Raw genomic sequence first — 14,306 nt, 5'->3', positions numbered from 1 at the left:
CTAGCGCGTGACCTGGGCGGCCAGCTTGCGGTGCGCCGTGGAGCGCAGCACGCCGGCCGCCCTCTCCGCGTCGGCGGCGGGCGCCTCGGGCAGGTAGCCCTTGGCCTGCTTGAGCGTGAGCAGCCTGGTGACGGACTGGTCGAGCCGCTCCTTCGAGATCCGGCCCGACCTCACCGCCGCCACCACCGCCTGGTACCCCTTCGGCAGGTCGTTCGGCATCAGCAGCAGGTCGGCCCCGGCCAGCACGGCCCGCACCGCGATCTCCCCGTCGTTGTACTTCTTGCGCACGCCCTCCATGTTGAGCGCGTCGGTGGAGATCACGCCCTTGAAGCCGAGCTTCTGCCGCAGCAGGCCGGTCAGGATGGGCTTGGACAGCGTGGCCGGGTCGCCCGACGGGTCGAGCTTGGGGAAGACGAGGTGGGCGCTCATCACGGCGTCCACGCCCGCGTCGATCGCCGCCCTGAACGGCGGAGCGTCGATCTTCTCCCACTGCGCCTTCGTGTGCTTGATCACCGGCAGCCCGGTGTGGCTGTCGACGTCGGTGTCGCCGTGGCCCGGGAAGTGCTTGGCGGTGGCGGCCACCTTCGCCTGGGCGAACCCCTTGACCGCCGCCGCGACCATCTTCGACACCCGCGCCGGGTCGTCGCCGTAGGCGCGGCGGCCGATGACCGGGTTCTTGGGGTTCACGTTCACGTCGGCGACCGGGGCGAAGTCGAGGTTGACGCCGAGCGCGCGCAACTCCTCGCCGGTGGCCCTGGCCACGGCCCGCGCCCGGTCGGGGTTCTTGGTGGCGCCGATCTCGGCGGCTCCGGGGAAGTCGGTCATGAGCGCGGACATCCTGGCCACCAGGCCGTTCTCCTGGTCGGTGCCGATCAGGAGCGGCACGTCCCGGGACGCCCGCTGCAGGCCGTTGGTGAGGCCGACGACCTGGCCGACGCCCTTGATGTTGTGCGGGAAGAGGATCACGCCGCCGAGGTGGTACTTCGCGATCACCTTGGCCGGGGTCTGGGCGCCGTACCTGGCCTGGTTCTCGCCCGACACCGTGTCGGCCGCGGTGCCGTACAGGACGGGCATGAAGAGCTGGCCGACCTTCTCCTCGACGCTCATCTTCGCCAGTGCCCGCTCGACGGCGCCCTGCCGCGCCTGCGGCGGGCTCTGGGGCGGCGCGGTCTGCGGTGACGTCTGCGGGGGTGTGGCCTGCGCGGGCGGTGCGGCCTTGCCTCCTCCGGTCGGGGTCGCACCCGCCGGGCTGCCGCCTGAGCCGCAGGCTGTCAGAGCGATCGCGAGGAGGCCTGCCGTACCGATCCGTCGAAGCATGCCTCCAAAGGTATCGATCCGACAACCCACACCAGACCGTCCCTTTACCAAGACGGCCGGATGTGGACCCGGTTACAGCCCCAGCCGGGCGAGCCCGGACAGGTGCACGCGGGCCGCCGCACGCGCCTGAGCCGCCGTCGTCTGCGCCCGCGCGGCCTCTGCGGCCCGCTGACACTGCTCGAGGGTGTGCGCGGCCAGCACGGCGCGTACGGCGGGCAGCGCCGCGGCCCCCATCGACAGCGAGGAGACCCCGAGCCCGACGAGCACGCAGGCCAGCACGGGGTCGGCCGCCGACTCGCCGCAGAGGCCGCACGGCTTGCCCGCTCTCGTGGCGGCGGCCGCGGTCATGGCGACCAGGTCCAGCAGCGCGGGCAGCCACGGGTCGTGCAGCGCGCTCACGGCGCCGACCTGGCGGTCCGCGGCGTAGGCGTACTGGGCGAGGTCGTTGGTGCCGATCGAGACGAAGTCCACCCGGGTGAGCAGCTCGCGGGCGCGCAGCGCGGCCGAGGGGATCTCGACCATCACGCCCACGTTCGTCAGCCCCCTGGCCCGGCACTCCTGCGCGAACCAGGCGGCCTCCTCGGCCGTGGCCACCATCGGCGCCATCACCTGGAGCCGCTCGGAGGCGACGGCCGCGAGCGCGCCGAGCTGCGCCGCCATCACGTCGGGGAATCTCCTGAACCTGCGCAGCCCGCGCTCGCCGAGCGCCGGGTTCGGCTCGGCGGGCGCCGGCAGGAACGCCAGCGGCTTGTCCGCGCCCCCGTCCAGCGTCCGCACGACCACCTTGCCGCCGGGGAACGCCTCCAGCGCCGCGCGGTAGGCCCGCCGCTGCTCCTCCGTGGAGGGCGGCTCGGTCCTGTCGAGGAAGAGGAACTCGGTCCGGTAGAGCCCGACCCCCTCGGCCCCGGCGTTGACGGCGTCGTCGAGGTCCGCGGGGCCGCCGATGTTGGCGAGCAGCGGGACCGGGTGCCCGTCGGCGGTCCTGCCGGGTCCCTTCGCGGCGGCGATCGCCGCCTGCCGCGCGGCGTCCGCGCCGACCGCCTCGGCAACGTCGGACTCGGCCGGCTCGACGCGTACGTCTCCCGACGTGCCGTCGGCCATCACCGGGACGCCCGGCGGGATCTGCAGCGCGCCTGGGCAGGCCACGACGGCGGGCACGCCCATCGCCCTGGCCATGATCGCGGTGTGGCTGGTGGGGCCGCCCTCCTGGGTGACGAACGCGGCGACGTCCTCCTTGCGCAGCACCGCCGTGTCGGCGGGCGCGAGGTCCCTGGCGACCAGCACGTACGGCTCCTCGGGCGCGACCGGGAGCCCCTGCATGGCGTGCCCGTAGAGCAGCGCGATCACGCGGTCCCTGATGTCGTCGAGGTCGGCGGCCCGCTCGCCCAGGTAGCCTCCGGACCCGGCCAGCACGTCCCGATATTTCGTGAAAGCTTCAAAAACCGCCCTCGGGGCGGCCAGGCCGCGGTCGATCAACGTTCGCACCTTGACGACCAGCCCGGGATCCTCGGCCATCAGCGCCTGGGCCTTGAGTATCTCCTCGGCCTCGCCGCCAGCCTGGTTCCCCCGGGCCTCCAACTCGCCCGCGACCTGCGTGAGCGCGGCCATCGCGCGCTCCTTCTCCTGATCCGCCTCACCGGTGTAGGTGGCGCCCTCGGGGGGTTCGGGCACGGAAACGGTCAGGACGTACGCGGGGCCGTGCCCGATGCCCGGGCTGACCCCTACCCCCCGCAGGTTCATGGCGCCGCGGCGATCGCGGCCAGCTCGTCGAGGACCTCTTCCGACCCCTCGCCCTCCGCGCTGATCACGACGGTCTCGCCCTGCCTGACGTCCAGGGCCATGATCGCGAGGATGCTCTTGCCGTTGACCTGCTGGCTGCCGTGGGACTTCGTCACCGTGATGTCCATGGGGGCCTTCTTCGCCCGCTGGACGAACGTCGCGGCGGGCCGGGCGTGCAGCCCCACTTCCGCCGCCACGGTGACCTTGCGCTCACCCATTACTCCTCCTTTGATGCCGGTCCAGACCAGCTGAACCCCTTGCGATAGCGCGTTTACATTCTGCCGTCTCGGCGAACACGCTCGTTCCGGAGCTATTCCCATCGGAAGAGCTCGTCCCCCGCGTGGACCGCCCCCTCCGCGACCTCCGTCACGGCCCCGGACAGGGCGTCGAGCGCGACGACCGGGCAGACCGGCGAGCGGCCGCCCGCCTCGACGACCGCCGGGTCCCAGGCCACGACGGGCTGCCCGGCGCTCACGCGGTCGCCCTCGGCGGCCAGGAGCTCGAACCCCTGGCCTTTGAGCTGGACCGTGTCGATGCCCAGGTGGACCAGGACACCTCTGCCGTCGTCTCCGACGATGACGTACGCATGCGGATGCAGTTTCATGATTTTTCCAGCTATGGGGGCTACGGCCTTTCCCGGCCCGCGCAGCGGGTCGATCGCGGCCCCCGGCCCGACCAACCCGGCGGAGAACACCGGATCGGGCACGGCGGCCAACCCCACAGCTGCCCCCTCAACCGGGGCGAGAACAGTCGTCATGGTCTCGCCCTTAGCCGATGATGTCCTCGATGTCGCTGGCGATGGTGTCCGCCTCCGGCCCGACGACGACCTGGACCACGTTCCCCGCGGCCATCACGCCATGCGCGCCCGCCGCCTTGAGGGCGGCCTGATCGACCTTGGACGCGTCGTGCACCTCCGTGCGCAACCTGGTGATGCAGGGCTCGATCTCGATGATGTTGTCGGCCCCGCCCAAGCCGGCGATGATCGCGTTCGCGTCAGCCGCCATCCGGCCCTCCCTAGAGCTCTTGTGACCAGGCTATTTCAGTCGGTCTGGGTGACCTTGTTCAGCCCGCGCGGCGCGTCGGGGTCGATGCCGAGCCTGCGGGCCAGCGCCTCGGTGAGCAGCTGACCGGGCACGATCAACCCCATCGGAGCCACCCATTCGGGCAGGTCGGGGCCGTTCAGCGCGGCGGTGCCCGCCCGCGCGAGCGCGTCGCCGCCACCGATCGTGTACGCCGCCGCGCCCGCGGCCACCACCCGCTCGGCCAGCGCGACCGTACCGGACAGGGTCGGGCTGTTCTCGGCGGCGACCAGCAGCGCGGGCGTGTCGGCGTCGACCACGGCGATGGGGCCGTGCAGCAGGTCGGCGTAGGACAGGCCCATGGCGTGCAGGTAGCAGGCCTCCTTGAGCTTCAGCGCCGTCTCCAGGGCCGTCGAGAACGCCAGCCCGCGCCCGGACACGACCACGCCCGGCTTGTCCTGCAGGCCCTCGACCACGGCCTCCAGGTCGCCCGGCTCGGTGATCAGCTTCTCCACCGCCTCGGGCACCCGCCGCAGGTCCTCCGCGTCCACGTCGGCGCCCAGCCCCAGCGCGAGCACGGCCAGCGCCGCGAGCTGCGTCGTGTACGTCTTGGTCGCGGGAACGGCCTTCTCCTCGCCGGCGACCGTGCACAGGGCCACGTCGGCGGCCTGCGCGAGGGGGCTCTGCTCGCCCCCGTTCGTGATGCCGACGGTCCTGGCCCCGCAGTCCTTGGCCCAGGCCAGCGTCTCGACGATCTCCTCGGTGCGCCCCGACTGCGAGATCGCGACCGCCAGCACCCCGTCCAGGTCCAGCTTGCGCTTGTACGTCGTGGCGATCGAGGGCGCGGCCAGCGCGGCCAGGCGGCCCGCGTGTGATTCGACCAGGTATCGCCCATAAACTGCAGCATTGTCAGAGGTGCCGCGCGCGATGAACAGCAGCTGGCGGGTCTGCTCGCCCACCGCTCTCACCTCGCCGACCCTCGGCAGCAGGGAGTCCAGGGTGGCCCGCAGCGCGGCCGGCTGCTCGGCAATCTCGCTGCGCATCTTCGTGGTCATCTCGGGCTCTTTCCTTGATCGACTGCGACGCGGACTTGACCGTCTTTCGCGACATGTGGTCTAGTCCGGACTAGACCAGTACGAACCATAACCCATTGCCAAGGTCGCGATCGAGGGGAGGATCCGTGGCGCACATCGATCCGGACAGCCCGGTGCCCAAGTATTTCCAGCTCCGCGAGATCCTGCTGGACCTCATCGACAGCGACGAGCTCAGCATCGGGGCGGCCATCCCGTCCGAGCGGGAGCTCTGCCAGCGCTTCGGCCTGTCCAGGATGACCGTACGGCAGGCCGTCGACCACCTCGTGTCCGAGGGGCGCCTGCACCGGGTGCCCGGCAAGGGGACGTTCGTCGCCCGGCCCAAGATCGAGCTGGCGCTGCAGCTGACGTCGTTCACCGACGACATGAGGGCTCGGGGCATGATCCCGGGCTCGCGCGACCTCGATCGCCGGATCGTGCGGGCCAGCGCGCACCTCGCCAAGGAGCTGGGGATCCAGCCGGGCGAGGAGGTGCACTTCATCGAGCGGCTGCGGACGGCCGACGGGGAGCCGCTGTCCATCGAACGGGCGCACATCCCGGTCAAGCTCGCCCCCGACCTGGGTTCCCACGACTTGTCGGAAAAATCACTTTATGAGCTGCTGGAGAGCCGCTACGGCCTGGTCATGGACGCCGGCGAGCTCACCATCGACGGCGGCATCGCCGACCCGAGCGACGCCGACCTGCTGAAGCTCCCGCGCGGCGGCGCCGTACTGCTGCTGCAGCGCAGGTCGTTCGCCGGCGGCGTCTGTGCGGAGCTGGGCGTGTCCACGTATCGTGCGGACCGTTACCAATTGCGCACCATTCTGGAAATGCCCGTAAGACGGGGCTGAGGCCTCACCCGGCTCGGAGGAACGCCCGGTGAACGAGACCACCGCCGCCCGGCCTTCGCCGTTCGCTCGCGTGATGACCGTGCTCCAGCGGCTGGGCCGCTCCCTCATGCTGCCCATCGCCGCCCTGCCCGCCGCCGCCCTGCTGCTGCGCTTCGGCCAGCCCGACATGCTCGGCTCCAACGGCGCCGAGCCTGGCGGCCTGGCGGACGTGGCCGGGTTCGCCTGGATGAACCAGGTCGCCGAGGTGCTGGCCGCGGCCGGCGCGGCGCTGTTCGAGAACCTGCCGATGCTGTTCGCCGTCGGGGTGGCGATCGGCTTCGCCCGCAAGGCCGACGGCTCCACCGCCCTGGCCGCCGTGGTCGGCTACCTGGTCTTCGACCGGGTGACCAAGGTGATGTTCTTCGGCTCCGACATCCGCGACACCGTCCTCATCAAGGAGGCCCAGGCCCAGGGCATCAAGGAGATCATCAACTACGGCATGCAGAACCCGACCAAGGTCCTCGGCGGCATCGTCATGGGCCTGGTCGCCGCCGTCCTCTGGCAGCGCTTCCACCGCATCAAGCTGCCGTCCTGGCTGGCCTTCTTCGGCGGTCGCCGATTCGTCCCCATCATCACCTCCATCGTCGCCCTGCTCATCGGCGTGGTCTTCGGCTGGCTGTGGCCGGTGATCGGCGAGTGGATCCGCCACGCCGGCGAGGCCCTGGCCGCCATCGGCCCGATCGGCACCGGCATCTACGGCCTCGTCAACCGCCTCCTCATCCCCCTCGGCCTGCACCACTTCGTCAACTCCGTCGTCTGGTACGTGGTGCCGCAGTGCGAGGTGGGCGGCCGGGTGCTGGGCGGGGACTGGAACTGCTACTTCGGCGGCGCCCCGCACGCCGGCCAGTTCATGGCCGGCTTCTTCCCCGTCATGATGTTCGCCCTGCCCGCCGCCGCCCTGGCCATGTGGCGCGCCGCCCCACCCCACCGCCGCGCCACGGTGGGCGGCATCATGCTCTCGGCCGCCCTGGCGTCGTTCGTCACGGGGATCACGGAGCCGATCGAGTTCGCCTTCATCTTCGTGGCCCCCCTGCTCCTGGTGGTGCACGCCATCCTGACCGGCCTGGCCATGGCCCTGACCACCTTGATCGGCGGACAACTCGGATTCGGCTTCTCCGCCGGCCTGCTCGACATGCTCCTGAACGCCAGCAAGTCCAACACCCAGAATCTGCCCGGGATCCTGATACTGGGGGTGATCTACGGCGTCGTCTACTACGCCGTCTTCACCTTCCTCATCCGCAAACTCAACATCCTCACCCCGGGCCGCGAACCCGAACCGGACGTCGACTCAGGCGAAACCTAGTCCTTATGCCTTCCAGGGCGCCCGCCCAGAGGACAAACGCGCCCCGCCCGCCCCTAAGCGCCGCATCGCCGAGACTCCCCACGGCCGCACCCGGCGCCAACCAACGGCGTGAGCCCACCAGCACCCCCAGCAAAAGGGACGACCAGCACCCCGTCAAACGCATGTCCAAAACCGTTTGGGGTGACCCGAAGCCCAAACAATCACGCCCAGAAAACGCCCCACCCCCACCCCCAGGGGATCCAACTTCCAAAAATCTTCACCATCAAAGACGGACAAACCCAACCACCCCCAGGAGAAGTTGGCGGCATTTGTATTCCTGAGCCGGACCGAAAACTCCTTATAACGATTCTTTCTTCGTCCAAGAATTTGGAGGATGCGTGTCAACAACCCCCCGCATCGGCGTCACCCCCACCCCCGAACCCCCCTACGACGAAGAGCAGCCGACCTCGGAAATCGCACCCCCGGAAATCCACGGCGCCCTGGCCCTGGACCCCCACCCCCTCGTATGGGGCCCGCCGGGATCCATCCCCGATGAGCGCAAGCTGCGCCACCTCGGCCAGGCGCTGGCCGAGGTGCTCGCGGGCCGCCGCCCGCCGGAGACCGTGGCCGACAAGCTCACAGCTCGCGCCTACCGCGAGCTGGTCCAGGCAGGCCAGATGATCCGGACCAGCCGCCCCCCGTTCGCCGGCAGCGTGCACGTCAAGGAGCCCAGGGACGGCGCCGTGGAGATGTGCATGCTGGTGCACTGCGGCGACCGCAACCGCGTCCTGGCGATACGCCTCGAGCGGAGAGGCGCCCAATGGCTCTGCACCGACTTTGAAACGGCGTAGAAAAGGGCACTTAAAAGGCCCAGAAAAGACGACAGAAAAAGGAGAGACCCCCACCCGGAGGTGGGGGTCTCGAAAAAGAGCGTCAGGCCGCGTTCTTGGGATCGCCGTGGCAGCGCTTGTACTTCTTGCCCGACCCGCACGGGCAGGGCGCGTTGCGCTCCACGTTGCCGTACGCGGCCCGCTCCGCCGAAGTGGTGCGGACGCGGGTGTGCTCGACCTCGCCCTGCTCGCCGGGCGCCGTGTATTCGAGCTCGGCCGGGCGCTCAGGCCCGCGCAGCCCGCGCGCGATGATCGAGCGGGTCTCCGCGAGGACCGCGTCCTCCTCCTCGACGATGGGGTTTTCCTGCACCTCCACCTCGAGGTTGAACAGGAACCCGACCGAGTCCTCCTTGATGCCCTCGAGCATCGCGGCGAACATCTCGAAGCCCTCGCGGGCGTACTCGATCTTGGGGTCCTTCTGCGCGTAGGCCCGCATGCCGATGCCCTCGCGCAGGTAGTCCATCTCGTACAGGTGCTCGCGCCACTTCCGGTCGAGGACCGAGAGGATCACACGGCGCTCCAGGTCGCGCATGGTCTCGGGGCCGAACTCCTCCTCGCGCCTGGCGTACGCCTCGAGCGCGTCGGCCTTGACCTTCTCGGAGATGAGCTCGGCGGACAACTCCTCGCGGCTGCCGGCCTCCTCGACGAGGTCCTCGATCCTGATCGAGATCGGGTAGAGCTCCCCGAACGCCTTCCACAGCTTGTCGAGGTCCCACTCCTCGGCGAAGCCCTCGGACGTGGCGCCCTGCACGTAGCCGTCGATCACCTCGCCGACGAAGCCGCGCACCTGCTCGTGCAGGTCGGCGCCCTCCAGCACGCGGTGGCGCTCGGCGTAGATGACCTTGCGCTGGCGGTCCATGACCTCGTCGTACTTCAGAACTTCCTTGCGGATCTCGAAGTTCTGCTGCTCGACCTGGTGCTGGGCGGAGGCGATGGCCTTGGAGACGATGCCCGACTCGATGGGCTGGTCGTCGGGGATCTGCAGCCTGGTCATGATCATCTCGACCCTGGCCGAGTTGAACAGGCGCATGAGGTCGTCGCCGAGCGACAGGTAGAACCGCGACTCACCGGGGTCGCCCTGACGGCCGGAGCGGCCGCGGAGCTGGTTGTCGATGCGGCGCGACTCGTGGCGCTCGGTGCCGAGAACGTAGAGGCCGCCGAGCGCGGTGACCTCGTCGTGCTCGGCCTTGACCGCCGCCCTGGCCTTCTCCAGCGCCTCGGGGTAGGCCTTCTCGTACTCCTCCGGCGTCTCGACCGGGTCGAGGCCGCGCTGGCGCAGCTCGAGATCGGCGCGGAACTCGGAGTTGCCGCCGAGCATGATGTCGGTGCCTCGACCGGCCATGTTGGTGGCGACGGTGACCGCGCCCTTGCGCCCGGCCTCGGCGATGATGGACGCCTCACGCGCGTGGTTCTTCGCGTTGAGCACCTCGTGCTGCACCCCTTGGCGCTTGAGCGCCTTGGACAGCCGCTCGGACTTCGCCACCGAGGTCGTGCCGACGAGCACCGGCTGGCCGGCCTCGTAGCGCTCCTTGATGTCCTGGACCACCGCGTCGAACTTGGCGTCCTCGGTCTTGTAGACCACGTCCGCCTGGTCCTTGCGGACCATCGGCCGGTTGGTCGGGATCGGGACGACACCCAGCTTGTACGTCTGGTGGAACTCGTTGGCCTCGGTGGCGGCCGTACCGGTCATTCCGCTCAGCTTGGAGTAGAGGCGGAAGTAGTTCTGCAGGGTGACCGTGGCGAGAGTCTGGTTCTCGTCCTTGATCTTCACACCCTCTTTGGCCTCGATGGCCTGGTGCATGCCCTCGTTGTAGCGGCGCCCGTGCAGGATGCGGCCGGTGAACTCGTCGACGATCAGGACCTCGCCGTCGGCGACGATGTAGTCCTTGTCCTTCTTGAACAGCTCCTTGGCCTTGAGCGCGTTGTTCAGGAAGCCGACGAGGTGGGTGTGCTCGGGCTTGTAGAGGTTGTCGATGCCGAGCCAGTCCTCGACCTTCTCGACACCGGCCTCCAGGATGCCGACCGTGCGCTTCTTCTCGTCGACGATGTAGTCGCCGGTGCTCTCCTCGCCCGGGTTCTTCGCCTCGACGCCCCTGCGCAGGCGGGGCACGATCTTGGCGAACTCCTGGTACCACTTGCCCGACTGCTCGCCGGGGCCGGAGATGATCAGTGGCGTACGGGCCTCGTCGATCAGGATGGAGTCGACCTCGTCGACGATCGCGAAGTTGTGGCCGCGCTGCGCGCACTCCTCGAGCGACCACGCCATGTTGTCGCGCAGGTAGTCGAAGCCGAACTCGTTGTTGGTGCCGTACGTGATGTCGGCCTCGTACTGCTTGCGCCGCTCGTCCGGCTGCTGGCCGGCGACGATGCAGCCGACCTCGAGGCCGAGGAACCGATGGACGCGCCCCATGGTCTCGGCGTCACGCTTGGCCAGGTAGTCGTTGACCGTGACGACGTGGACGCCCTTGCCGGAGATGGCGTTGAGGTACGCCGGAAGCGTACAGGTGAGGGTCTTGCCCTCACCGGTCTTCATCTCCGAGATGTTGCCCATATGGAGGTTGGCGCCGCCCATGATCTGCACGTCGTAGGGCCGCTGGCCGAGCACGCGGCGGGCCGCCTCGCGCACGGTCGCGAACGCCTCGGGAAGCAGATCGTCGAGCGATTCACCGTCTGCATGGCGCTGCTTGAACTCATCCGTCAGCGCACGCAACTCCGCGTCGGACAGGCTCGTGAAGTCGTCCTCGATGGAGTTGACCTGGTCTGCGATCCGCTTGAGCTTGCGCAGGATCTTGCCTTCGCCGGCACGTAGGATCTTGTCGAGAATGGCTGCCACTTTATGTAAAGCTCCTCGCAGGTCTACCCCGGCGGCGCCGCCAGGAGGAGAGGCCGAGACAAACTTCCCCGTTGCCATCGTAGGCGGTTCCGCAACCAGACACAGCCACCGTGACGACGAGGGCGCCACACCCATCTGGGAGAATGGGTCAAGGCAGAGGGTATGCCGGTTGAGAGCCGGCTCGCACCATTAAGCGCGATAACCGGCAAAGGAAGGATTAGTCATGGTTGAGGGGAAGAAGTCGGAGCATACGGAGAATCTCGGGAGCCACGCCGGGCGCGCGTCATCGTGGCTCGCGGTGACGGTGATGCTGGTGGGCACGGTGGTGGCCGGCTTCGGCCTCACGGTCGCCAACTGGACGCTCGTCTGGGTGGGCGCCGGAGCGTTCGTCGTGGGCGGCGTCCTGGCCCTTGTCTTCGATATCTTCACCGACGTCGTGATCGACGCGCCCCGCGTGGGCATGCGCGCTGAAGATCACCGCTGACGCAGGCTTCACCGGGCGGGCACCCACCCCAAGGGTGCCCCGCCAGCTCCCATCCCCCAAGCTCCGCACGCCGCCCGGGGTTGGTCTCCCACACCGCCCATGAGCACCCTTAAGGGCACCGGCAGCGGCTTTTCGTAATAGGCAAGCACAATCCCCGTAACGACGAGCCCGCCGCGCGTGTCGGGCAAGGATGAGCGGCTGCGTAGGCGGGCGGGGCACGCGGCGTACGAGCCACAGACAGACCGGACAGGCGGCGCTGAGGGGCACGCCGGGCTGTCACGGGCGCCATTACCTGCTGCCCGGGCGGGACGCGGGTGGCCCCAACCGGCGCCAATGCCCTCGGCAGGCGAGGTGCCCTCAGCAGGCGCGCCTGGCCTCAGCCGGCGCCCGTGGCCTCGGCGGGCGGGCGGCCTCGCCAAGCGAGAGTCGCATCAGCAGGCGCGAGTGGCCTCGGTGGCATCGTCGGTGCGGGTGTCGGGTGTCGGCGTGACGAGACGGCTGACGTTGACGGCGGGGTGACCGGGCGCGGCAGCGTCTGGCGGTGTCGGCGGCGACAAGGCGGGCGCGATCGGCGTTGGCAAACGGCGGCCAGGAAGACATCAGCGACGGCGAGCCGGGACGGCTGGCGGGGGGGGCGGCTGGCGGCAATTCGGACGTTGGCCTGAGGCCGGGCCAAGCGTGAGCGGTGCCAGCCAGCAGACGCGCCCGGCCAAGCGTGAGCGGTGCCAGCCAGCAGACGCGCCCGGCCAAGCGTGAGCGGTGCCAGCCAGCAGACGCGCCCGGCCAAGCGTGAGCGGTGCCAGCGCTAGCGGGCGGGCGGGGATAGCGGGTGGTGCGTCCAGGGGGTGGGACGTGCGGGGGCGTTTTGTCAGTGGGCGTCGCTAGATTGCTCGCATGCATCGCCATAGGCAGTCGCAGACATGACCGGCACCACCGACCTGACCCTCGACGAGGCCCGCCGGATCATCCTCCGCTCCCAGGGCATGATCGGCGCCGACGCGCGCAAGGGCGGGGCGCACGCGATGCTGCGCAGGCTGGGCGCCGTGCAGCTCGACACGATCTCGGTGCTCGCGCGCTCCCACGAGCTGGTCGCGTATGCCCGCCTGGGTGCGGTGGGACGGGCCAGCATCGAGCGGGCCTACTGGCACAACCCCGCCCAGAGCTTCGAATACTGGTGCCACGCCGCCTGCATCCTGCCCGTCGAGCACTGGCCGCTCTACTCGTTCCGGCGCCGGGCCTACCGCAAGCGGCGCTACCGCTGGCACGAGGTCCCCGACGGGGTGGACAAGCTGCTCGATCAGGTACGCGAGCAGGGCCCGCTGACGACCTCGGACGTCGGCGGGGCCAAGAACGGCGGCCCGTGGTGGGACTGGTCCGAGTCCAAGATCGGCCTGGAGTGGCTGCTCGACATCGGCGAGCTGGTCTGCAGCCGCCGTGTCGGCTGGCGGCGCGTCTACGACCTGGCCGAGCGCGTGATCCCCGCGGAGCTCCTGGCCGATGACCTCTCCGACGAGGAGTGCGTCGTACGCCTGGCCGCCGTGGCGGGCCGTTCCCTGGGCGTGGCCAACAGGACCGACCTGATCGACTTCCTGCGCCTGAAGGGCGAGTACGCCGCCATGCTCGACGCGGCCCTGCGCAGCGGCGCGGCGGGGCTGGTGCCCGTGACGGTCGCGGGCTGGCCGGGCAAGAAGGGCACCCCCAACGCCTGGGCGGACCCGGTGGCGCTGGAGTCCGAGCCGCGCGGGCGCCACCGCACGACGCTGCTGTCGCCGTTCGACTCCCTCATCTGGCACCGCGGCCGCACCGAGCGCGTCTTCGGCTTCCAGTACACGCTTGAGCTGTACGTCCCCAAGCACAAGCGGGTCCACGGCTACTTCACGATGCCCGTGCTGGCGGGCGGCCGGTTGATCGGCCGCGTCGACCCGGCCCGCGAGGGCAGCACGCTGGTGATCCGGCAGCTCCACCTGGAGCCGGGCCTGTCGGCCGCCAAGTGGGCCGACGCCCTGGGCGACGCTCTGTGGTCGGCGGCGGAGTGGGTGGGCTGCGACACCGTACGGGTCGAGCGCGCCGATCCGCCCGAACTCGTCCCCATCCTGAACACCGCCATCAACGCCACCGCCAGATAGCAGTTCCAGCAGGGCGGCGCCAGGGCAGCGGTGGCGGCCCTGTCCCCCTGGCTGCCCAGACGTAGCCCGGGCGACGTGGCCTCGCGGGCGGCGGTAGTTGCCTGCCTGCCTCGTGGGCGCCCAGATGGGCGCTGCGGGGTGGTGGCTGCCTGCCTTGTGGCCGCCCAGGTGGGCGCCAAGGGGACCCGGCCTCGCGGCTGGCGGTGGTGGCTGCCCCTCCCCCCTGGCCGCCCCGTTGAGAGCCGAGGCAACGCGGCCTCAGAGCGGTGGTGACTGCCTGCCTCGCGGCCGCCCAAGCGGGCGCTGAGGGGACCTGCCTCGCGGGCGGTGGCGGCTGCCTGCCTCGCGGCCGCTCAGGTGGGCGCTGAAGGGATCCGGCCTGGCGGGCGGCAGTGGCTGTTCTGTCCCCTGGCCGCCCCAAAAGGCACGCCACGGCCTTGGCCCGCGGGCTCAGGCTGAGCTGGGGCGGCGCGGCCTCGTGGGCGTTGGGGGCTGCCTGCTCCCGGGCCGTCCAGGTCGGCGGGGCCGGGGCGACAGGGCCTCGTGGGCGTGGGTGGCTGCTCACCCCCGGCCGTCCAGGTGGGTGAGGGCCGGGCGATACGGCCTCGTGGGCGTG

General features: G+C 70.3%; 11 protein-coding genes and 1 pseudogene. 5 read left to right on the top strand and 7 right to left on the bottom strand.

Annotated features, from left to right (window positions below; all coding sequences use genetic code 11):
- From nagZ to H4W80_RS42530, 6 genes and pseudogenes are all read right to left on the bottom strand, one after another.
- A complete protein-coding gene (gene nagZ / locus H4W80_RS42555) occupies positions 1–1,317 on the bottom strand; it encodes a beta-N-acetylhexosaminidase (protein ID WP_192790236.1) in 1,317 nt (438 codons plus the stop codon).
- Between the two features lie 72 nt (positions 1,318–1,389).
- Positions 1,390–3,057, bottom strand: coding sequence for a phosphoenolpyruvate--protein phosphotransferase (gene ptsP, locus H4W80_RS42550; RefSeq protein ID WP_192790235.1), 1,668 nt, complete (start codon positions 3,055–3,057; stop codon positions 1,390–1,392).
- Complete coding sequence (locus H4W80_RS42545) at positions 3,054–3,314, bottom strand: HPr family phosphocarrier protein (RefSeq protein ID WP_192790234.1); 261 nt, start codon at positions 3,312–3,314, stop codon at positions 3,054–3,056. Before H4W80_RS42545 ends, ptsP begins: the two co-directional genes overlap by 4 nt.
- 92 nt (positions 3,315–3,406) lie before the next feature.
- Positions 3,407–3,853, bottom strand: coding sequence for a PTS sugar transporter subunit IIA (locus H4W80_RS42540; RefSeq protein ID WP_192790233.1), 447 nt, complete (start codon positions 3,851–3,853; stop codon positions 3,407–3,409).
- Positions 3,854–3,863: 10 nt separating this feature from the next.
- Positions 3,864–4,103: pseudogene (locus tag H4W80_RS42535) on the bottom strand (PTS sugar transporter subunit IIB); the annotation flags it as partial.
- Between the two features lie 32 nt (positions 4,104–4,135).
- Positions 4,136–5,170, bottom strand: a complete 1,035-nt coding sequence (locus H4W80_RS42530) for an SIS domain-containing protein (RefSeq protein ID WP_192790231.1) — start codon at positions 5,168–5,170, stop codon at positions 4,136–4,138.
- A gap of 125 nt (positions 5,171–5,295) precedes the next feature.
- Between H4W80_RS42530 and H4W80_RS42525 the strand changes: the two genes are divergently transcribed.
- The 3 genes from H4W80_RS42525 to H4W80_RS42515 all read left to right on the top strand — a co-directional run bounded on the left by H4W80_RS42525 (position 5,296) and on the right by H4W80_RS42515 (position 8,208).
- The gene (locus H4W80_RS42525) at positions 5,296–6,036 is read left to right on the top strand and encodes a GntR family transcriptional regulator (RefSeq protein ID WP_192790230.1); all 741 of its coding nucleotides are present in this window, start codon (positions 5,296–5,298) and stop codon (positions 6,034–6,036) included.
- Positions 6,037–6,064: 28 nt separating this feature from the next.
- Positions 6,065–7,378, top strand: coding sequence for a PTS transporter subunit EIIC (locus tag H4W80_RS42520; protein WP_192790229.1), 1,314 nt, complete (start codon positions 6,065–6,067; stop codon positions 7,376–7,378).
- 377 nt (positions 7,379–7,755) lie between these two features.
- A complete protein-coding gene (locus H4W80_RS42515) occupies positions 7,756–8,208 on the top strand; it encodes an Rv3235 family protein (protein ID WP_192790228.1) in 453 nt (150 codons plus the stop codon).
- Between the two features lie 82 nt (positions 8,209–8,290).
- On the opposite strand, the gene secA is transcribed toward H4W80_RS42515, so the two are convergent.
- Entirely contained in the window at positions 8,291–11,080 is a 2,790-nt protein-coding gene (secA, locus tag H4W80_RS42510) for a preprotein translocase subunit SecA (protein WP_192790227.1), read from the bottom strand.
- A gap of 223 nt (positions 11,081–11,303) precedes the next feature.
- Between secA and H4W80_RS42505 the strand changes: the two genes are divergently transcribed.
- The gene (locus H4W80_RS42505; protein ID WP_192790226.1) at positions 11,304–11,564 is read left to right on the top strand and encodes an HGxxPAAW family protein; all 261 of its coding nucleotides are present in this window, start codon (positions 11,304–11,306) and stop codon (positions 11,562–11,564) included.
- Between the two features lie 920 nt (positions 11,565–12,484).
- Positions 12,485–13,690 carry a winged helix-turn-helix domain-containing protein gene (locus H4W80_RS42500; protein ID WP_192790225.1) on the top strand — a complete coding sequence of 402 codons (1,206 nt, stop codon included), beginning with the start codon at positions 12,485–12,487 and terminating at the stop codon, positions 13,688–13,690.
- Positions 13,691–14,306 lie beyond the last annotated feature (616 nt).

The sequence above is a fragment of the Nonomuraea angiospora genome, assembly GCF_014873145.1.
Lineage (GTDB): Bacteria > Actinomycetota > Actinomycetes > Streptosporangiales > Streptosporangiaceae > Nonomuraea > Nonomuraea angiospora.
This window is presented reverse-complemented; position numbering and strand designations above follow the sequence as displayed.

What these genes read in the sequence shown, in the direction of transcription:
- H4W80_RS42505 (WP_192790226.1), top strand. Translation starts at nt 11,304, where the DNA reads ATGGTTGAGGGGAAGAAGTCGGAGCATACGGAGAATCTCGGGAGCCAC.
- H4W80_RS42545 (WP_192790234.1), bottom strand. Translation starts at nt 3,314, where the DNA reads ATGGGTGAGCGCAAGGTCACCGTGGCGGCGGAAGTGGGGCTGCACGCC.
- H4W80_RS42540 (WP_192790233.1), bottom strand. Translation starts at nt 3,853, where the DNA reads ATGACGACTGTTCTCGCCCCGGTTGAGGGGGCAGCTGTGGGGTTGGCC.
- H4W80_RS42530 (WP_192790231.1), bottom strand. Translation starts at nt 5,170, where the DNA reads ATGACCACGAAGATGCGCAGCGAGATTGCCGAGCAGCCGGCCGCGCTG.
- ptsP (WP_192790235.1), bottom strand. Translation starts at nt 3,057, where the DNA reads ATGAACCTGCGGGGGGTAGGGGTCAGCCCGGGCATCGGGCACGGCCCC.
- H4W80_RS42500 (WP_192790225.1), top strand. Translation starts at nt 12,485, where the DNA reads ATGACCGGCACCACCGACCTGACCCTCGACGAGGCCCGCCGGATCATC.
- nagZ (WP_192790236.1), bottom strand. Translation starts at nt 1,317, where the DNA reads ATGCTTCGACGGATCGGTACGGCAGGCCTCCTCGCGATCGCTCTGACA.